Origin of the sequence: Acinetobacter sp. YH18001, assembly GCF_013416975.1 — a bacterium.
GTDB lineage: Bacteria > Pseudomonadota > Gammaproteobacteria > Pseudomonadales > Moraxellaceae > Acinetobacter > Acinetobacter pseudolwoffii.
The window spans coordinates 1-18583 of record NZ_VPEU01000045.1 but is presented as its reverse complement, the minus strand read 5'-3'; the positions used below and the strand labels follow the sequence as shown (position 1 = coordinate 18583).

Here is an 18583-nt window from a genome sequence, read left to right as displayed (position 1 = left end):
CTTGGCAAGACGTATCCCTTTTCCCTAATTAAACGTACTGCTGCATCACATACTTCTACATCATAAATCGTTCCACGTCCTTTTAAGATTTCTGCAAGCGCAACCTCTATGCCTAAAGCAGGACGGTATGGGCGATGTGTAGCCATTGACTCGATCACATCGGCCACCGTCAGAATACGCGCCTCAGGATGAATCTCATCACCTTTTAATCCTTTAGGATAACCTGTCCCATCCATGCGTTCGTGATGCTGACCAATGATTTCAGCAATTGGAATATTGAAAGGAACATCCTTGAGAATTTCATAACCAGCCTGCGCATGACCTTTCATCATTTCCATTTCCAGATAGGTCAGACGAGTAGGTTTGGTCAGAATTTCTGAAGGAATTGAAATTTTACCAATGTCATGTACCAATCCAATTTCTTCCATTTGCAGACAACGTTTTTCATCCCAGCCCATTTCTTTGGCAATGGCACTGGCAATCAAGCCTACACGGCGTTCATGTCCCGCGGTATAAGGATCGCGTAATTCCACCATTATGGACACAGCTTGTAAGGTGCCATACATGGTTGCTTCCAACTGCTCAAGCTGTCGGGCAATCTGGTCCTGTGCCTGCTTTTGCTCGGTAATGTCCTGTGCCATCACAATCGAGGCTGGCAAGCCATCATCCCAAGTGATGCGACGGCTATGCAGGGCAAATTCCCGGATCTGGCCATTTTGATGTCGGAACGGAACCACACAGGATAGGCTCGAATATTCTGCAGCCTGATCCTGCTCTTGGTTAATCAGTGCCGGTGTGTCTGCGGCCATGGTGCTAAATTCCAGAATATTATGTCCAATGAGTGCTGCAGCAGACCTGCCCAGCATATTGGCATAACTCGGGTTGACATACAGATAGTGATTGTCGCGCAGCACATACATCCCGACCACGGTTTGTTCCACCATACCCCGGAAACGCTGTTCACTGTCTCGTAATGCCTGTTCAGTTTTGCGGATGGTGGTCAGATCATTCCAAGCCAGAATCACATCATTGCCGACAATCGCCAGTGTTCGCTGAGCAATACGCTGACTACCATCTTTAGCTAACAGAGTAATTTCAGGAAATTGCACCTGTTTACCGTTTTTTGCCAGTTGCAATGCCTCTTCCCAGTTCTGCTGCATAAACTGTCTTTGCTCTGGATTAGGCGCCACTTTTTCCAGCCAGGCTTCCCGATTTTGAAAATCTTCCAGACTATATCCCAGCCATTTTTCATAGGCCAAATTAACCGCAAGAATTCGTTCATCCTGTACGGAAATAATATGCATTGGCACGGGAGACTGCAAAAATACCTGTTGGAAACGTTGTTCCATCTGCTGAGAATAGGTCTCGGCAGTTTTACGCTGTTGCTCCGCTGAAAAACGCTCCAACGCAGAAGAAATGTCCCTAGAAAGATTTTGCAACAGTAGAATTTGCTCCTCATCAAATTCTCCTTGCCTTGTAGTATACACCCCCACTAGCCCCCAGAAATGTCCATCAAGCAACAACGGGATTAATGCTGCCTGACTTATCTTTTCCTGTTTTAAGTACTGTCTCCATGCCTGGTATTCTGGTGAAACATTCTCGTCCGCGTCATTGATCAAGGAATAGGCATAGACATCTACCTCTGGACTGGTATTTTTCACCTGATGCAATGGAGTATTTTCATCTTGCTGTAAGAGAGTGCGTAAAGTGGGCATAATATTTGCGCTAATATTATGATGGAACTGAATCATCAATGGACTGTCAGCTCGATCCTCTGCTTTGATTGCAATTAAAATTTTAGCAAAACTACCCAGATTCAACAGCACCTGCTGCAACTCGGTTAGCAAATCTTGCCGATTCTGGCTATGCGCAATCACCCGGTTGGTTTCAATGAGCAGCTGATAGAGATAAGTCAACCGTGCTACACGCCTTTGTGACTGTATCCGGGTATATACATCGGTAATCTGACCGGTGATATGATCGATTAAACTCTGCTCTTCATCTAGAAAAGTCGGGGCATCCGCTGCCGGATCATACCAGATGCTTAAGGTGCCGAATTGCTGAGTCTCATTGGCAAAGACTGATTGCAAAAAAGGCATCTGAGCCGGAGGGGCTGTGCCAAAAACACCCCAGTCACTATCAATCTGCAGCTTAACCCGCTCCGGAGAAGAGAAGCCGGAAGGGATTGTCTGCATCACTTTGTGCAACAGCTCGCTCATGCCGGTATGGGTATTATTGCAGAGTTGATTGATCTGATTCAGACATCGCACTTCTTTTACACGTTTCTGCAGATCCTGCAGCAAAAACTGGCGATCGGTAATATCGTGTACCACCATGACCCAGACGGTTTTTTTACCCAGGCGTTCTGCAAAAGGTGCCACATGACACTCGACCGTTTTGTGATCCGGCAAGGTCATCTGGATTAAAAACTCTTGCGGTGCCTGTTGCAATCGGGAGCACACCGGGCAATCTTCGGCCTTTACCCGAGGATCATGCACCAGTTCATGCACAGAGCGTCCGCTCAATTGTGTCGCTGCAATGCCGTGCAGCTGGGCGGCCGCTAAGTTGACCTGCTGAATCATTTGGCTAGAAGTGACAATATAGGTTGGATCAGGAATGGTGTCATAAGTGCTTGCAGCCTTGGACAACATGCTAAAAGGCTCTTTAATGGTCGATTCAACCAGCGCCATATAAATAAACCAGTATGAATAAACTTTCAGAATATGCCCCAGCAGATTGGCATCGGCATATACGGACACATATTGGGTAAAGGCAAATTCAGAAGCCATCATGGTCAGCATGGAAAGACTGACACCAAACGCCAGTTGGGCTGATAAATATTCACGGCGCTGCCACACCAGTACTAGCGCAATTGCCAGAACCGCAATAATCAGATATTCACTATAGATTTTAAAAGGGGTCAGGCCTTGCCCATCAACAAAGGCGGTTGGAAAGAAACCCAACATGACTGCAGTCACAATCCCGACACTGAACAGACCAAAAAACAGGTTCAAGGGGGCAGCTTTGATCACGCGTGTCAGCATGAATGGCGCGGCGAGCATGGCAAAGGCCTGCAATAACCGGGCACCAATCCATAATTGAGTGGCCTGATTGGCACTGTCCACCGGAAGAATGTGCATGCCTTTATATAGCAGGGTGTGGAACAGGTCAATAAATCCACACCAGCCAATCGCGATGGCAATCAAAACAACAAAATAATTTTTAGTAAAATGCCGTGACACCACGGTCACAATCAGCGCTGTGAGCGCAATAATGATTGAAACCAGTTCCGCTACGGTATGAGCAAACAGAAAACCAAAACTTTGATCGGTCCACCAGATCACCAAGGCAAAGAGCGTTGGAGGAATGACCATCATATAGGGAGAAATAAACGATTTGAGGTCGAATACATCCGGTGTAAATAAGTCACGAGATGATTTAGGCATACATTTCCCCCGCGAGATTCGCAAATGGTCTTATTAAAATAATGTGGTTCAAAGTTTTGTGTTAGCTGAATATTTACATGATAATTATATCATTAGGCCGATGAGAATAATCTATGTTTAAATAGATCAAACTTGTTGACAGCAGATCAGCGATACGGCGTATTGAAATTTCACACTGAACAGTTTTAATCAATAGATGCCTAGAAGCTAGCGCGTACAGTTGCGTCCTTCACGCTTGGCCTGATACAGTTTTTGATCTGCCATTCTCAGCACTTCCTCGACATCCTCAGAACTATGCGGCCAGTAAGCAATCCCAATAGAAATGGTCACTATACCAATTTCTCCCATTTCCGTAATTTCAACTGCTTTTCGTAACCGCTCCGCTGCCTGAAAAACTTTTATGGGATCTGAAGCAGCCATTAAAATAATAAACTCCTCTCCTCCCGAACGGCAGCAGACATCATTGTCTCGGAAATGATATTGCATCACATTCGCTAGCCTTTGTAAGACAATATCGCCTTTGTCATGACCATAGGTATCATTCACCTTTTTAAAGAAGTCGATATCTGCCGCCAGCACAGCAAAATCGGTACGCATACGCACAAACTCTTCGATAAACAGGTTCATTCCACGGCGATTGTATAAACCAGTTAGGGGATCAGTATTCACTGATTGATATTGCCTATTTAAAATTACTGGAACAACGTCGCACCCAAATCTTTGTGATTTTTCATGATGAGTTTCACTATCAGCAACAGGTGCGGGCCGTTTCAGCACCCACCCAGGAAATTAGAGAGCTTCTGAATGACGCGCTTGAACAAACTCGCCAGATCCAGCAGCAAATACGCCAGTTAGAACGTGAAATACAAAATACCGAAAATCGCGGTTTTCTTAAACGGCTGTTTAAAAAACCTGAAAATCATGAATTAAAGATCAATGAACTCAAAAAGAATCTGACTGAGGTTCGCGATCATTGCTATCTCAGAATGATTGCCATGCAAAAGCAGGCCACTCAGGAAAGTGTGTATCTGGAAGCCAAGAATTTAATTCCGGTGATTGACGCTAGAGTGCGCCATTATGCTTTTGCCAATGGTGAAAATGGGGTGACACGTTTGCCACTTCTATTACAGTTACCCGAAGACCGGAATAGCTTCAATATGCAAAGCATTCTCGTGGCTTTAAATTATGAATTTCTGCTTTCTGCGAAAAGTTGGGGAATGTCAAAAAAGGCTTAGACAGGACTGGGGATATACACGTTACTCCATCATTAAAGAGCTTCTGTTTACTGCTCATTTAACAGCCTTTCATCCTCTTCACATTCTGTTCACGACTTTCGGCCTAAAGTATCAGCATAGACCTAATACGGATAGCCAATATGAAACATATCAAAAAAATACTGCTAGCTACCTTGTCCTTACCGCTACTAGTTTTAGCAGGATGTAAAAGTATTCCCAGCTATTCAGGTGATTATGCAAAATCCAGAAACCAAATTCAGGGAACTGCGCTGGATCAGGCTAAAGCCCAAGACATCGGCATTCGCTTTACTTCAGCTTTTAATACTTTAGGTACACCTGCATTTATTGAACGAGCCGGATCACTCTATGCCGATCAGCTGTTTATTAACGATACCTTATCCCAATTTTCATCACGTCAAAATCTACTCCAACATTTTCAAGGGATGAACAAGCGTGTCAGTAACGTGAATGTCAAACTATTAAATACCTCCTATTATCAAGACTCTGCCTACGTGCACTGGCATATGGCCTATGATTTTAAAATGTTTGGCGCAACACGAAGCATGGATTCTTATGGCATCAGTGAAATCAAGGTCAACCGCGACAATAAGATTATTTTTCAGCAGGATTTCTGGGATCCAGCCAATGGCCTGTATCGTTCTTTACCTTATGTCGGAGGAGCTTATTCATGGGTACTGCCTTTCAAAAAATAGGATTAAATACTGGGCTACTGATACTCTGCAGTTTCAGTTCATGGGCACATGCCCAAAATATGAATCAGTGTGGTCGTGGTCCACTTCTGGTAGCTCAGAAACAGGTTGGCGTCGCCCGTTATTATGCTCAGAACTGTACAAAACCCTGGCAAGGCCAGAATATGCAGATTGATTTTTCTTATACAAAAAATATTCCGGAATGGGCTTTCAAGCGTGCAGCGACCCATTTTCTGAAGCGTAATGAGCGAGAGTCTAAACATTTAATAGTATTAGATAGAATCACCCAGCTTTATAAGCCGGTAAAACCGGGTGATCTCTATCGCATAAGCTATCAAGCAGAGACTCAGACCCTGACCTTGATGCTAAATCAGCAGGTGTTAGGCAATCTTCAGCATCCCCTAGCACAACAATATTTTAATATCTGGCTGGGATCGCAGCCATTTAGTGCTAAATTAAAACAGCAATTATTGAATTAGTCTCTGCCGTTATGTCCAAACATTTTATCCTGATGGTCGAAGACCATTATGAACTAGCCTCTACCTTATGCGAGTTTCTGGAAGAACATGATTTTGTGGTGGATCATGCCCGCAATCTGAACGCTGCACGCCAATTACTGAAACAGCAGCGCTATCATATTTTGCTTCTAGACATTAATCTGCCTGATGGTTCGGGTTATGAACTGTGTGAATGGCTGCGTCATGACGAAGGATTGGATTTACCCGTACTGATGTTGACGGCGCGCGATACTCTGGATGACAAACTCAAAGGCTTTAATTCCGGCACGGATGATTATCTGGTTAAGCCCTTTGATTTTAATGAGTTGGTGGTTCGGGTCAAAGCCTTAATCAAACGCTCATTGGGTGAAGTTTCCAGTAGTCGCCTGCAAATTCATGATTTGATTCTGGATCCCGCAAGACAGCAGCTGACTCGGGCTGGACAGACGATTGAACTGCCCCCGATTCAGTTCAAACTGCTGAAACTGCTGATGCGTCATTCACCTAAAGTCCTCACCAAACAGGAAATTATGCTGGAACTCTGGGGTGATGAAGAGCCGGAAAGTGATGCCTTGCGCAGTCACATTTATAATTTACGTAAAATGGTCGACAAGCCTTTTGAGCAGAAACTGATTCATACCATTTCTGGTGTGGGTTTAAAGATTGCTTTGGAAGCTTAAGTCTAAACGTACAAAGCTGAAACTTAGTTTAAATACACTACCACAATCAGACCGGTCGTCATTGCCAGATCAATCTCTGGATGGGTACTGAGATAATACTGCCGGTCAAAGAGTTCGACCCGCCAGCCCAGCTGTTTGCACAACTTCTGTACCAGTTGCAGGCCAATACCATGCCCTTTGATCTCCAGTTGCAACTGCTGGCCAGACAGCTCCTGAACTTTAGAATTATTTGGCAAAGAGATGCCGATTCCATTATCAGCGATCAATACTGTATTTTTCTGTAGAATCACATCAATTTCTGTACCTTGCGAATAATTCAGCGCATTGCGCAAAATATTGCCAAAGACCATTTTGGTCATCGATGGATACAGTTTACGTGGCTGCTCATCGAGGTCTTTTTGTAGGTCGATCTGCATGCCTTTGTTGTGGCTGACACTGTCCAGATCCTGTACCAGATTCTCCAGACATTCTGACAGCATAGTGGGCTCGGCCGTCAGGGTGTTGGTGGTATTTCGGGCGATAGCCAGTAAGGTATCGACCAGCAGCTGCATGTCTTCAATAGTATTGTGCAGGCGGGTAAAGGATTTGTTGTCACCATAGCGTGCCTGACACAGTTGCACATTGCCTTTTAAAATCGTCAATGGCGTGCGCAGTTCATGACTGACATCACCGGTAAACTCACGTTCGCGCTGAATGAACTTGCTGAGCACCTGATGATATTTTTCCAGTGCCTGCTTGAGATATTCTGCTTCCAGATTGGAGTCAGTACGGATGTCCTGAAAAGGCGAAGCCTGATTTTTCTGATGCTCCCAGTCGATATGTTCCAGTGCATTGGCCAGCCGGGTAATCGGAGAAAAATAACGCCGGGCGCGACGGTTCCACCACCACAATACGCTATACAGCACGAACAGGCTGACCATTAGTGGTGCTAGACCAAACAGCCAGACCAGCTTGTTCACGTTACTTTCGCCAAAGACCAGCAGCACATGTTGCCTGTCTTTTTCACCGTAGACGGTCATGCGCTCTTTACCATCGACAAAATGCCGATTTACGCCTTGCTCGAACTGCATGTGCTGAAACTGCACAGGGGGGGTATCATACCAGCGATAACCATACAGGTTTTTGGTGTCGGGAAGTTCGGCGGCCGGATTGCGTTCCAGCCGCTGCCAGTAGTGTGACATTTCCTGTTCCAAAGCGGTGCGCAGCAAAAAGCCTTTGATCACCCAGGCACTACAGGCAATGCCGATCACCACCGACAAGGCAATAAATCCGATTTGCAGCCAGTAGTAGCGGTTAAACACCTCACCGAGAGGATGATCGCGTTTGTCCCTAAACAGCTTTAACATTGATCAATTCCCCGCTGGCGCATTCGATTCATCGTTCAATTATACGGCTTTCTTTTTAAACAGAAAGTGGCCGATCACCCACTCGCGTCCATGCTCATAACCGAACAATTCGGCACAGGCCATAAAGAAAATCCGCCAGCGTTGCCACCAGATGGCCGCATCTGCGCCATAGGTCTGCTGAAACAGGGGCTGCAGCTCGGCCTGCTTTTGGTCCATATTCTCCAGCCAGGCATTTGCCGTGCGTTCATACTGGGTACCGGCCCATTGCCAGTGCTGCTCCAGCTGCAAATGCTGCTGAAAATGCAGGAAAGTTGAGGCTGCCGGCATCAGGCCGCCACTAAAGAAATATTGCGACATCCAGTCAAATTCATTTTTGACTTCAAACGGATAATGCAGGAAACGGTGACAGAAAATATGGCACCAGAGCAAGCCATCAGCTTTGAGCCAGCTGCTGATATTTTCAAACAGTTTCTGGTAGTTGCGCACATGCTCAAACATTTCCACCGAAACCACACGGTCGAAAGCAGCCGATTCCAGTTGCAGTACATTGACATCGCAAGTGATCACCGTCAGGTTTTCCAGTTTTTTCAGACGGGCCTGTTCCTGAATATACTGACGCTGGGTCGAGGAGTTCGACACTACAGTGATGTGGGCTTTGGGATAATGCTCGGCCATATACAGACTGAGTGAGCCCCAGCCGCAACCAATTTCCAGAATATCCTGTCCATCCTGTAACTGTGCACGCTGACAATAGCTGGCCAATGCTGCTTCTTCGGCCTGATCCAGTGTGGTATGCGCCTGTTCAAACAGGCTGGCGCTGTACTTCAGCCGCTTGCCCAGCACCGCCTGGAAAAATGCGGTGGGCAGTTCATAGTGCTGTTCATTGGCTTTGTCGGTCTCGATGGCAATTTCGCTGTTTTTCAGCATATGCAGCACATCCATATAACGCTGTGCCGCCAGTGCCGGGTCAAAGCGCCCTTCCTGTGCCAAACGTTTTTTGCTTAAAGTGCGAATGCCTGCGCGAATCACCGGGTCGGGCACTTTGCCGCTTTCGATCAGTTTTAAAGATTTTTGAATCATAAAGTCCATGTATTTACCTACTCTTTGGGTGGCCACGGAATAAACATTGAAGTTCGTCGTTGATAGTCTTTATAGTTGTCGCCGCGATGTGCCAGCGCCTGTTGTTCACTAAACGGAATTCCGGTGATGTAGTACAGAAACAGCCACATCAGCAGCGGATAAACCCATAATCCATACACACCTGCTGCCAGACCGAGAACCGGATAGACAAACCAGTGCAACCATTCAAAAAAATAATTCGGATGACGTGAATATTTCCATAAGCCTTGGTCCAGGGTTTTGCCTTGGTTTTGTGGATTCAGTTTGAAACGGTAGAGTTGCTGGTCGGCTGTGCTTTCCCCGATCAGCGCCAACAGCATGATCATGCCTGCCACCAGCACTGTAGCCTGTGTCCAGTCATTCCACTGCTGGACCGGAATATTGAGCAATTCCAGCATCGGGTAGGAAAACAGTGCCACCAGCCCGGCCTGAAACATAAAAAAGGCCAGAAAACCGAGATGCTGATAACTGCCCATGGCACGGCGCATATTGGCATAGCGGGTATCTTCCCGGGTTTCATTGGCATAACGGCGCAGCAGATGCCAGGTTAAGCGTAAAAACCAGATGCCGCTAAATACACCCAGAAATACCCGAACCAGCAGCGGTGCAGTTTCCATGACCCAAGCCGCAATGATGACATTAAGCGCAATACTGAAACTCCAGGCCACATCCACCAGACCCGCTCTGCGGTTATAGGTCACCAGTACCCAGCTACACAGCATGATGAAGACATTCAGCAAAAATAAATCCAGCAGCATATCAGTCCTCCTGTTTTATCGTGGCCTAGTAAGCACTGGCTTCAAACAGCAGATGTACATCACTGATGACGCCTTCGCGGAAACCACCCTCGCAATAGCATAGATAAAAATCCCACATACGGATAAAGCGCTCATCGAAGCCGAGTTGCAGTACCTGTTCACGTTGTTCCAAGAAGCGCTGACGCCAGCAGTGCAAGGTTTGGGCGTAACTTTGGCCGATATCTTCAAGATGCTTGAGACGCAGTTTTTGCTCGGAAGCGGACTGGGTCATGATACTGATGCAGGGAATAAAACTTCCCGGGAAAATGTAACGCTTGATATAGTCCACGGTATTCAAGGCTCTGGCATAGCGGGCATCTTCAATAGTGATGGCCTGAATCATTGCCAAACCATTCGGTTTCAGCAATTCACGGCATTTGTTGAAATAGGTCGCTAAGTACTGCTCACCCACGGCCTCGATCATTTCTATCGAGACCAGCTTATCGTATTTGCCTTTCAACAGACGGTAGTCTTTCAGCTGGACATCCACGCGATGGGATAATCCCGCTGCCTCTATTCGCGCGACCGCTTCCTCATATTGTGCTTGGGAGATGGTAATGGTGGTGACTTTACAGCCATAATGCTGCGCGGCATAAATTGCAAAACCACCCCAACCGCTGCCAATTTCGACCAAATGATCCATTGGTTGCAACTGCAGTTTCTGGCAAATCAGTTCTTTTTTATAATCGGAGGCCTGTTCCAGACTCATGCCCGGCTCTTTGAATACCGCACTGGAATACATCATGCTGGAATCCAGGAACAGCTTGAAAAAGTCATTGCTCAAATCATAATGCTCGGCAATATTCTTACGGCTGCCATCAATCGAGTTTTTGCGGGATTTGTACCAAGTCTTTAGGAAGAATTGGCTGGCCTTTGCTAAAGTGTTCTGATTCATCCGGTCCAACACATCGCGATTGCGCGCCAGAATGCGAATCACATTGACCAAATCATCACTGCTCCAGTAGCCACGAATGAAACCTTCTGCAGCACCTAGTACACCATTGCGGAACAGTAGATCCATCAGGCGGCTATCATGCACCTGAATCACGGCATACAGATCACTGCTCTCTCCCACAATCCCGTTCCAGACGCCTTTAAAAATCAGCTGACCATGACGTAATTTCAGTAGATGGCGCAGTACCACCGGCAGTGTGCTTTCTTCTCCCATAAACAGTGTTTTCATAACAAGGTGTTTCCTTTTTCTTTGCGAGGATGCCGGTAAAATGGAATTTTTTTCTTCCATAAGCGAAAGGCATGCAGATAAATTCCACCGACCATCCTGAAGGGCTCAAGAACTTTCAGCACAGCATAGCGATGCTGTTGTGAAGGAACTGTGATGGCTTGCAACGAAAATTGCATGGTGGCATCAAATTGCAATATTCCCTGTTGGAACAGCTGCATATGAATCACATTGCTTTGATCGGAAAAGCTGAATCGCCAGCGGTAATCCAGCGCCATCGGCATGAAGGGCGATACATGAAAGGCCTTTTTGAAATCAAACTGGTGGCTCTGGTACGGCGTATGTTCGGTCACATTGTTCCGGCAGTCATGGATATAGACCTGACGTTCATTCCATGGCGTATTGGTAATTTCGCTGAGGATAAAGATCAGCTGGTCGGTGGCATCAAAGACCAGATAAAACACCACAGAATTAAAGCGAAATCCGAGTGTACGTGGCAAGGCCAGAACCCGGATGGACGCAGCATGCGCTAGCAGATAATTTTCCCGCTTGATCAGCAGACGTGCGACCTTCTGCCGAATCGAACCACATTCCATGGTCAGAAAATCACGTTCATCCAGGGTCAGGAAATTCCAGCGATTGCAAGACCAGAGCCAGGATTTTTCAGTAAAGCTTGAGAGCTGATCCGGATCAAACCATAGATAGGTTAGCTGGGTCTCAAAAGCATGGGCTTTGGGCAAGAAACGGCGATGCCGGATTTCGGCAGAGGCAATCGCCAGTGGATACATTTGCATCATATCCTCCTAGGCGGCCTGCTCGGCCTGTTTTAAGAGCTGATCGACCACCCATGCAGCGCTACGAGCACCATCTTCATGAAAGCCCCAGCCCCAGTAAGCGCCACAGTATGAAGTGCGGTTCTGGCTATTGATCTCGGCCCAGCGTTGTTGTGCTTCAATCGCTCGCGTATCAAATACCGGATGTCGGTAATGCCGTTCTACCCAGATTTTTTTCGGATCGAGGGTGAAATTAGGATTCAGAGTGGCAAAGACCTGAGTCTTGCATTGCAGGTTTTGCAACTGGTTCATCCAGTAACTGAAACCATAGTGCATACCACTGTGCTGGAAAGGTGTCTGTTCAGCTGCCTGACTCGGGGTCACATGCACATGCCAGCTGGCCCACTGACGTCTGGATCTGGGCATAATACGGGTGTCGGAATGCACCACCATGCGGTTAGCCTGATAGCGGAACTTGCCCAGCACGTCCAGCTCCTGCGCTGTCGGGTCTTTAAGTAGTTTCAGGCTGTCGTCAGCATGACTGGCAAAGATCACCCAGTCAAAACGTTCGCTGCCCTGTGTTGTTTCAATCAGTACATCATTGGCACTGCGTGAAACAAGCTGCACAGCGGTTTTGCGGAAAGTTATTTTTGATTGGGACTGAATCGCACGAATGTAGCGAGCCGATCCACCCTTGACCGTGAGCCATAACGGCCGGTCTTTCAATTGCAACATGCGATGATGCTGGAAAAAGCTCACCACAAATTTATAGGGAATCTGTCCGGCCTGTTCCACCGGACAGGACCACAGCGCTCCACACATCGGATAGAGATGCTCTTGACGAAAGGCATCGCTATAACCATGTTGATTTAAATACTCATCAATACTGAGTTGTGCATCGACCTGTTCCACATCCAGATCTTTATTGGCCGCATAGAAACGGAACAAATCCGACAACATCGCGCGAAAATCAGCATTAAAAAAATTTTGCGGTCGGAACAACAGCGAGAATTTTTTTGAAGGATTGTACTGTAAGCCACTGACCTGATTATTCACCGAAAAGCCCATGTCACTGCTTTGCGATTGAATCCCAAGTTCTTTTAGCATCGAGCAGAACAGCGGATAGTTATGCTCATTAAACACAATAAAGCCACTGTCCACCGCAACTTGTTCACCATCGATATTCAGTTGATGGGTATCGGTATGACCACCAAAGTAGTTATTCTTTTCAAAGACTGTGACTTCATGCACTTTGCTGAGTTTCCAGGCGGCATACAGACCGGAAATACCTGAACCAATAATCGCAATTTTCATGGTGATTCCTTCGATTGAATCGTGTGAGTGCCTGTCCGGGCAGCTTTTTTGTGTTTTCTGGACTGCGCAATTTTACTGACGTCATAGACCCGTGCCGGAATCGGCTTGAGGCCCCAGACCAGTCCGAGCCAGGACATGATTTTCAGCAAGTAATAGGTGACATCAATTTGCCACCAGTAAAAGCCTTGCCGGGTACTGCCTGCATAATAGTGGTGATTGTTATGCCAGCCTTCGCCCAAGGTAATGATGGACAGGAATAAGTTGTTGCGGCTGTGATCCTCCGTATCAAAATCACGGCTGCCGTAATGATGCGCCAGTGAGTTAATACACAAGGTGGCATGGATCAGTAACACGGTAGAGACCACAAATCCCCAGACCAGCAATTGCAGGCCGGACGTCCCGAGTTGAGGTAAAGCCGTGGCCAGCCACTCCCCTAGCGCATAAATCCCGCCGGCAGTCAGCAGCACCACGATTAAACTGAAACGGTCCAGCCAGATCAGCTCCGGATATTTCAGCCAGTCCTTGATGACTTCTTTACGCGTAGCAAAGTTATATTCATTCAGAAACCAGCCGACATGGCTATACCAAAAACCATGCGTGGAGGAATGCGGGTCTTGCAAGGTATCGGTATAGCGGTGGTGATAACGGTGATGCGCCGCCCACCATAGTGGACCACGCTGTGCACTCATGGTGCCCAGTAATACAAACAGGAACTGTACCGGGCGTGAGGTCTGAAAAGTCTTATGCGACAGATAGCGATGGAAAAAAGCTGTAATGGAGAACATTCGGATCAAGTAGAATACGAGCATAAAACCAAGCGCAAACCAGGATACCTCGACCCAGAATACCGCCAGGCAGGCCAGATGCAGCAGAATAAAGGGTAAAATCCGGACCCACTGAATCTTGCTGTTTTCAGCCGTCAGTGTTTCGGTTGGTGTCGATATAGACCAGCTATCTATCCATCGCATCAGACTTTTCAACATGGACTCATCCTATTTCGAGCAACTGTCTTTATTCCATTTGATGAGTCTAATCAGTCAGATATGAATTTTATGTGAAGTGAAAAAAAGCCGAACTGTAAGAGACTAAGCAGTTCGGCCAAAGGGTAGCAGATTAATGCGGTAATTTGATTAACTTTGTGATGTCGTAGCCATAGTGTCTCGCAGTCTCCAGATAGGACTGATAAGTTGCTTCGTCCAGTTGTGGTTCACGCGACAAAATCCACAGGTATTTGTTACTTGGTACACCGACCAGTGCCACTTTATATTCTGGATCCACGCGTAATACCCAGTAATGACCTTTAGTAAACGGGATCCACCTTAAACCTGGAGGTAAAAAGCTGACCTTGAGTTTACTGTTGCCCTTATTTTGCGGATAAGCCACTCCTTCAGAGCTAATCATCTCACCATTGGCAATCCGACAACTATTTAACACACTCATGGTCTGATCGGCATTGACCTCATATTGTGCAGAGATATCCGATACACATTTACGCTGAAAATACATCGGTAAATGCGAAATTTCATACCACTTGCCTGCATACTGCTGGATATCCACCTGATCGACTGCCTGAGGCGCAACCGTTTCCGCTCGAGTCAGCATGCTTAAGCTCATGAGGGTCAGTGCCGTAACCGCAAAAACTGACTTGAATAGAGTATTCATTTTTAAGCCTTGAATGATTTCAGGACTAAGATAACCCAGGTGGATGTGAACAAAGCGTGAAGACAAAATCATGTGATCTAGCAGGCGTGCTGCTGAAAAGCCCTAGGCTATTTTCTAGGTTAAAGCCATTCTTTGCTGTCATCTGCTACAGGGGTATCATGCATCACATGCTGAATCATGGCATAAGCGATACTGCCCTTGAAGGGAATCTCAGGTAACTGATCAAACTTGAAAAATTGCACGTCGCTCAGTTCATCTTCCTGAATCTGAATCTCACCCGAGTGATACTCTGCCCTGAAGGCCATCATCAGGTTGCTGGGAAACGGCCACGGCTGGCTGGCCAGATATTGAATATTCTTGATCTGCAGGCCGACTTCTTCCTGCGTCTCACGGCGTACTGCCTCCTCCAAGGTTTCGCCGACTTCAACAAATCCAGCAATCAGGCTGTACATCTGGGTTTTATTGCGGGCATTTTTCGCCAGCAGAATTTCATCTATACCCCGGGTGATGATGGTAATCACGCAGGGATTCACCCGGGGATACTGGTTATAGCCACAAGATGGACAGACCATGGCATACTGGCTGGCGTGCTGCTGGGTGGCATGGCCACATTTGCTGCAAAAGCAGTGATTACGGCGCCACTCCAGTAACTGTACGGCACGGCTGGCCTGTTCAAACTGCGGCCTGCTCCAGACCTGCACCAGTTGCCGAATCGGGATCAGTTGATAACCCTCGGGTACTGGTTCATCTTCTTTTAGATCCCGTGCAATGACCTGGCCATTTTCCGACAGGTTCAGGTCGTGCTGCAGTCTTTCCACTTGCGGCAACTGGAAATGATCATCCACCAGCAATTGCTGCTGTCTAAAAATATATGCTTTTGAATGCATGCTCATGACAATCCCCGGATTAAAAAAAATCCCATACAGAGGGGTGTATGGGACAAAACTAAGGAAGCTTACATGGAGTAACTTCATGGAAGATACTAGGCGCAGGCTGCCTGAATTACAACTATAATAATTTGTATCTTTTTGATTAAAATCACATAATTTTCACATCGTTTATGAGTTAAGAAATCATTAAAAATAAGGCTTATAAAATGAGTAAGATTTTAGCTAGATAAATGAACTTGCGTTCACGTGAGGACGATTTCTAGTGATTTCTATCGGCAGCGGGATAAACTTAAAGTTGCGGAACAAATAATCCACCCATGCCCAACAGCTTCTTAGCCAGATAGATGAGTTATAAACCATGAAAAAACAGCATCTCCCTGAAAAAACCTGTATTCACTGCTTGCGCCTTTTTACTTGGCGCAAAAAATGGCAACGCTGCTGGGAGGAAGTCAGATACTGTTCTGAACGATGTAAACGTGAGTCCAAACGGCGTTCAAAACAAAGCGCTTAGAAACGTTTATACTGCCGCGCACAATAAGCCCGAATGACATCGGGGGAACGCAGTTGCAGATGTTTAGTTTTTCGGCCGGTGACTCGTTCACGCCACATTTTAAAACTTGATGCTTTCATATTTTTCCGCATCAAGCGAATCACTGCAGTTTCATTCAAGCCAAACTCACGCTGGATGGCTTCAAATGGGGTGCGATCTTCCCAGGCCATTTCAATGATCCTTGACAGATCTGCTCCCACATATTCAATTACTTGACGCACCACATACCTCTGTTTACTTTCATTTTTAAAATAAAAATTGAGCGATAAAATTTAACGCTATCTCTCTCTGTCTGGGTCAGATCAAGCTGACCAAACTCATCTTAAAAAAACGAAGATGAAGATTTTGTGATTTTTTGCGTGGATTGTATTTTGTTGCTGTCCTATCGGGCCTTCGATCTCAGCGTGTGGTCCAAATACCTGCTACCAAAGCCTATGCCTGGGATTGTTGTTAATGACATCGCCTAGATCAGACGGTATGCTGATGCTAAAAACACCTTGGGGAAATTGTGCTCGAAATTATTGCCCAGCTCTGCGGCGGTATTGGTCTATTCTTGTTGACATACTCCCACCACTTTCGCTTTACCTCAAGTGGGGGATTCTAAAAGCAAAAGCTCTTAGGCGACTTCCTCACGGATTTCGCTTGCTTTCTGCTTCGCAGGGCGACCTTTACCGCATCGACCCTCCACAGACAAAACGGTATGTCCTACCGCTAAAATGTTGCGAGAAGCGTTAATATCTGCATTCGCAACATATCCACACGAAACACACTCAAACTTTGCCTGAGTGAGCCTATTTTCCTTTGCAATGTGACCGCATGAGCTACAAGTCTGACTTGTATATCTAGGGTCAATTTTAACGAGTAAACCACCTCGCCATTGCTGTTTGTACCCCAACATGCCAACAAGCATTGACCAACCTTGATCTAGGATTGACTTGTTCAAGCCTGACTTGGCTTTCACATTCTTTCCTTTTTTCTCGATTGAGCCTTGTGCTGATTTCGACATATTGGCTACCTTTAAGTCCTCAACTACGATCATTGCGTGTTTTTTGCTGAGAGTTGTGGTGACTTTATGCAAGTAGTCATGCCGAATATTGGCAATATGATGGTGCAGTTTATTGATCTTTAAATTGAGCTTTTTCCAATTTTGGCTGAACTTGGTTTTCTTTCTCAACTTGCGTTGGAATTTGGCTATTTTTACCTGATTGGCTTTAAAACTATTGATCGGGTCGAATACCTGACCACTAGACGCTGTAATTAACTTTTTAACACCTAAATCAATGCCAATCGCTGATTTCGATGGATGGATTGGTGCGTCTATTGTGTTTTCAACACCAAAAGAGATATACCACTTACCAACATGCTTTGAGATTGTGACGTTCTTAATCTCGCCTAAAATATCTTGTGATTTTCTGAATTTCACAACGCCAATGTCATTAGGCAACTTAACCTGATTACCTTTAACCCAACAATATCTGCCAAATTGAACAATACGGATTGAATCATAACCATCAGATTTCTTTTTAAATCTTGGCATGAGTGGTCTAAGCTGAATTTCACTGCCATCGGTCAATTTAAAGAATTTTGGCTTCTTCGCTTTGAATGGTTTTTGCTTTAACTTGGCTTGTTCTTTTTTATCAAAAAATTTAGCCCAAGCATCACCAAGATCACGGACTTTTTGTTGAAGTGAAACGCCATTCGAGCTGTTTTCTAAAAAAGCACATTCAGGTTTTTTGCGTAATTCAGGAATTTTATTGACTAAATTAACTTTGTTGATTCGCTCATTTCTAGCAAGCATCTCAAATGATACAGCTAAAATTTGATTCCAAACAAAACGTGCAGAGCCAAGCAACTTGTTTAAAACAAGCTCCTGCTCTGCATTAGGCTCAAGCCTAAATTTGTACGCTTTGTTGATCTTCATTTCGCATTAAAGCTATTTAGATACAGAAACTTAATGAAAATTATTCTATCATATTGCACTGAAAAAACACCAAAAAAATTCGTGAAATTCACCTCCACCCTGACTGTCGGGTGGAGTCCTCTTTCACACTAAAGATAGGGTATTTTCACTTGAGAATAAGAAGCGATAGAAATGGCTTTTGATTGGGATCCTCTCAACATTGGGTCTGTAACCAATTTACAATATTGATAATCTCTTGATTTGAATTATTTTTCCTAACGATTGCATAGAAGTCAAAGTTGCAATAGGTAAATTCAAACGGCGCAATAATTCTGCCACTTAATATTTCCTTTTCTACCAAAATATTTTAATTATCAATGATGGCCCTTGGGATACGACTTGTGCCCGTGTAGGTTGTATGCCAAGTAAATTGCTAATCTCTTCTGCAAATCGTATGCATGATATTCAAACTGCTGAAGAACTT

Annotated in this window: 18 protein-coding genes and 1 pseudogene; 6 read left to right on the top strand and 13 right to left on the bottom strand. The window is 45.6% G+C overall.

Annotated features, from left to right (window positions below):
* Together FTV48_RS12145 and FTV48_RS12140 are read right to left on the bottom strand one after the other, a co-directional pair.
* Nucleotides 1-3446, bottom strand: a 3446-nt coding sequence (locus FTV48_RS12145; RefSeq protein ID WP_180000485.1) for an MASE3 domain-containing protein, incomplete at its 3' end; no start/stop codon positions are given.
* 207 nt (nt 3447-3653) lie between these two features.
* The gene (locus FTV48_RS12140) at nt 3654-4115 is read right to left on the bottom strand and encodes a GGDEF domain-containing protein (RefSeq protein WP_253602730.1); all 462 of its coding nucleotides are present in this window, start codon (nt 4113-4115) and stop codon (nt 3654-3656) included.
* A gap of 53 nt (nt 4116-4168) precedes the next feature.
* On the opposite strand from FTV48_RS12140, the gene FTV48_RS12135 reads away from it, so the two are divergent.
* From FTV48_RS12135 to FTV48_RS12120, 4 genes are all read left to right on the top strand, one after another.
* Complete coding sequence (locus FTV48_RS12135; protein ID WP_253602729.1) at nt 4169-4681, top strand: hypothetical protein; 513 nt, start codon at nt 4169-4171, stop codon at nt 4679-4681.
* Nucleotides 4682-4821: 140 nt separating this feature from the next.
* On the top strand, nt 4822-5394 hold the full coding sequence (locus FTV48_RS12130) for a nuclear transport factor 2 family protein (protein WP_100535546.1): 573 nt from the start codon (nt 4822-4824) through the stop codon (nt 5392-5394).
* On the top strand, nt 5370-5870 hold the full coding sequence (locus FTV48_RS12125; RefSeq protein ID WP_180000483.1) for a chalcone isomerase family protein: 501 nt from the start codon (nt 5370-5372) through the stop codon (nt 5868-5870). The genes FTV48_RS12130 and FTV48_RS12125 overlap by 25 nt, the downstream gene beginning before the upstream one ends.
* 11 nt (nt 5871-5881) lie before the next feature.
* Nucleotides 5882-6568 (top strand): response regulator transcription factor, encoded by a 687-nt coding sequence (locus FTV48_RS12120; RefSeq protein ID WP_071852188.1) that lies wholly within the window; start codon nt 5882-5884, stop codon nt 6566-6568.
* A gap of 23 nt (nt 6569-6591) precedes the next feature.
* On the opposite strand, the gene FTV48_RS12115 is transcribed toward FTV48_RS12120, so the two are convergent.
* The 9 genes from FTV48_RS12115 to nudC form a co-directional block, all read right to left on the bottom strand.
* The gene (locus FTV48_RS12115; protein WP_180000481.1) at nt 6592-7914 is read right to left on the bottom strand and encodes a HAMP domain-containing sensor histidine kinase; all 1323 of its coding nucleotides are present in this window, start codon (nt 7912-7914) and stop codon (nt 6592-6594) included.
* A 39-nt stretch (nt 7915-7953) separates the two neighbouring features.
* A complete protein-coding gene (locus FTV48_RS12110; protein WP_100535549.1) occupies nt 7954-9003 on the bottom strand; it encodes a cyclopropane-fatty-acyl-phospholipid synthase family protein in 1050 nt (349 codons plus the stop codon).
* Nucleotides 9004-9011: 8 nt separating this feature from the next.
* A complete protein-coding gene (locus FTV48_RS12105) occupies nt 9012-9791 on the bottom strand; it encodes a DUF1295 domain-containing protein (RefSeq protein ID WP_180000478.1) in 780 nt (259 codons plus the stop codon).
* Between the two features lie 25 nt (nt 9792-9816).
* A complete protein-coding gene (locus FTV48_RS12100) occupies nt 9817-11013 on the bottom strand; it encodes a cyclopropane-fatty-acyl-phospholipid synthase family protein (RefSeq protein ID WP_180000476.1) in 1197 nt (398 codons plus the stop codon).
* A complete protein-coding gene (locus tag FTV48_RS12095) occupies nt 11010-11804 on the bottom strand; it encodes a DUF1365 domain-containing protein (protein ID WP_180000474.1) in 795 nt (264 codons plus the stop codon). Before FTV48_RS12095 ends, FTV48_RS12100 begins: the two co-directional genes overlap by 4 nt.
* A gap of 9 nt (nt 11805-11813) precedes the next feature.
* On the bottom strand, nt 11814-13097 hold the full coding sequence (locus FTV48_RS12090) for an NAD(P)/FAD-dependent oxidoreductase (protein WP_180000472.1): 1284 nt from the start codon (nt 13095-13097) through the stop codon (nt 11814-11816).
* The gene (locus FTV48_RS12085; protein WP_180000470.1) at nt 13094-14080 is read right to left on the bottom strand and encodes an acyl-CoA desaturase; all 987 of its coding nucleotides are present in this window, start codon (nt 14078-14080) and stop codon (nt 13094-13096) included. Before FTV48_RS12085 ends, FTV48_RS12090 begins: the two co-directional genes overlap by 4 nt.
* A gap of 130 nt (nt 14081-14210) precedes the next feature.
* The gene (locus tag FTV48_RS12080; RefSeq protein ID WP_180000468.1) at nt 14211-14759 is read right to left on the bottom strand and encodes a lipocalin family protein; all 549 of its coding nucleotides are present in this window, start codon (nt 14757-14759) and stop codon (nt 14211-14213) included.
* A 119-nt stretch (nt 14760-14878) separates the two neighbouring features.
* Entirely contained in the window at nt 14879-15652 is a 774-nt protein-coding gene (gene nudC / locus FTV48_RS12075; RefSeq protein ID WP_180000466.1) for an NAD(+) diphosphatase, read from the bottom strand.
* Nucleotides 15653-16007: 355 nt separating this feature from the next.
* Between nudC and FTV48_RS12070 the strand changes: the two genes are divergently transcribed.
* The gene (locus FTV48_RS12070; RefSeq protein ID WP_100535555.1) at nt 16008-16160 is read left to right on the top strand and encodes a DUF2256 domain-containing protein; all 153 of its coding nucleotides are present in this window, start codon (nt 16008-16010) and stop codon (nt 16158-16160) included.
* On the opposite strand, the gene FTV48_RS12065 is transcribed toward FTV48_RS12070, so the two are convergent.
* Nucleotides 16157-16408, bottom strand: coding sequence for a TIGR03643 family protein (locus tag FTV48_RS12065; RefSeq protein ID WP_373683532.1), 252 nt, complete (start codon nt 16406-16408; stop codon nt 16157-16159). The two genes, FTV48_RS12070 and FTV48_RS12065, sit on opposite strands and share 4 nt — an antisense overlap.
* Before the next feature lie 407 nt (nt 16409-16815).
* Nucleotides 16816-18120 carry an RNA-guided endonuclease TnpB family protein gene (locus tag FTV48_RS12060; RefSeq protein WP_159138905.1) on the bottom strand — a complete coding sequence of 435 codons (1305 nt, stop codon included), beginning with the start codon at nt 18118-18120 and terminating at the stop codon, nt 16816-16818.
* A gap of 340 nt (nt 18121-18460) precedes the next feature.
* On the opposite strand from FTV48_RS12060, the pseudogene FTV48_RS14985 reads away from it, so the two are divergent.
* A pseudogene (locus FTV48_RS14985) lies at nt 18461-18583 on the top strand (hypothetical protein); the annotation flags it as partial.

Excerpts from the sequence above, each read along its gene's own strand:
- FTV48_RS12130 (WP_100535546.1), top strand. The coding sequence starts at position 4,822 with ATGAAACATATCAAAAAAATACTGCTAGCTACCTTGTCCTTACCGCTA.
- FTV48_RS12125 (WP_180000483.1), top strand. The coding sequence starts at position 5,370 with ATGGGTACTGCCTTTCAAAAAATAGGATTAAATACTGGGCTACTGATA.
- FTV48_RS12120 (WP_071852188.1), top strand. The coding sequence starts at position 5,882 with ATGTCCAAACATTTTATCCTGATGGTCGAAGACCATTATGAACTAGCC.
- FTV48_RS12115 (WP_180000481.1), bottom strand. The coding sequence starts at position 7,914 with ATGTTAAAGCTGTTTAGGGACAAACGCGATCATCCTCTCGGTGAGGTG.
- FTV48_RS12110 (WP_100535549.1), bottom strand. The coding sequence starts at position 9,003 with ATGGACTTTATGATTCAAAAATCTTTAAAACTGATCGAAAGCGGCAAA.
- FTV48_RS12105 (WP_180000478.1), bottom strand. The coding sequence starts at position 9,791 with ATGCTGCTGGATTTATTTTTGCTGAATGTCTTCATCATGCTGTGTAGC.
- FTV48_RS12100 (WP_180000476.1), bottom strand. The coding sequence starts at position 11,013 with ATGAAAACACTGTTTATGGGAGAAGAAAGCACACTGCCGGTGGTACTG.
- FTV48_RS12095 (WP_180000474.1), bottom strand. The coding sequence starts at position 11,804 with ATGCAAATGTATCCACTGGCGATTGCCTCTGCCGAAATCCGGCATCGC.
- FTV48_RS12090 (WP_180000472.1), bottom strand. The coding sequence starts at position 13,097 with ATGAAAATTGCGATTATTGGTTCAGGTATTTCCGGTCTGTATGCCGCC.
- FTV48_RS12085 (WP_180000470.1), bottom strand. The coding sequence starts at position 14,080 with ATGTTGAAAAGTCTGATGCGATGGATAGATAGCTGGTCTATATCGACA.
- FTV48_RS12080 (WP_180000468.1), bottom strand. The coding sequence starts at position 14,759 with ATGAATACTCTATTCAAGTCAGTTTTTGCGGTTACGGCACTGACCCTC.
- nudC (WP_180000466.1), bottom strand. The coding sequence starts at position 15,652 with ATGAGCATGCATTCAAAAGCATATATTTTTAGACAGCAGCAATTGCTG.
- FTV48_RS12070 (WP_100535555.1), top strand. The coding sequence starts at position 16,008 with ATGAAAAAACAGCATCTCCCTGAAAAAACCTGTATTCACTGCTTGCGC.
- FTV48_RS12060 (WP_159138905.1), bottom strand. The coding sequence starts at position 18,120 with ATGAAGATCAACAAAGCGTACAAATTTAGGCTTGAGCCTAATGCAGAG.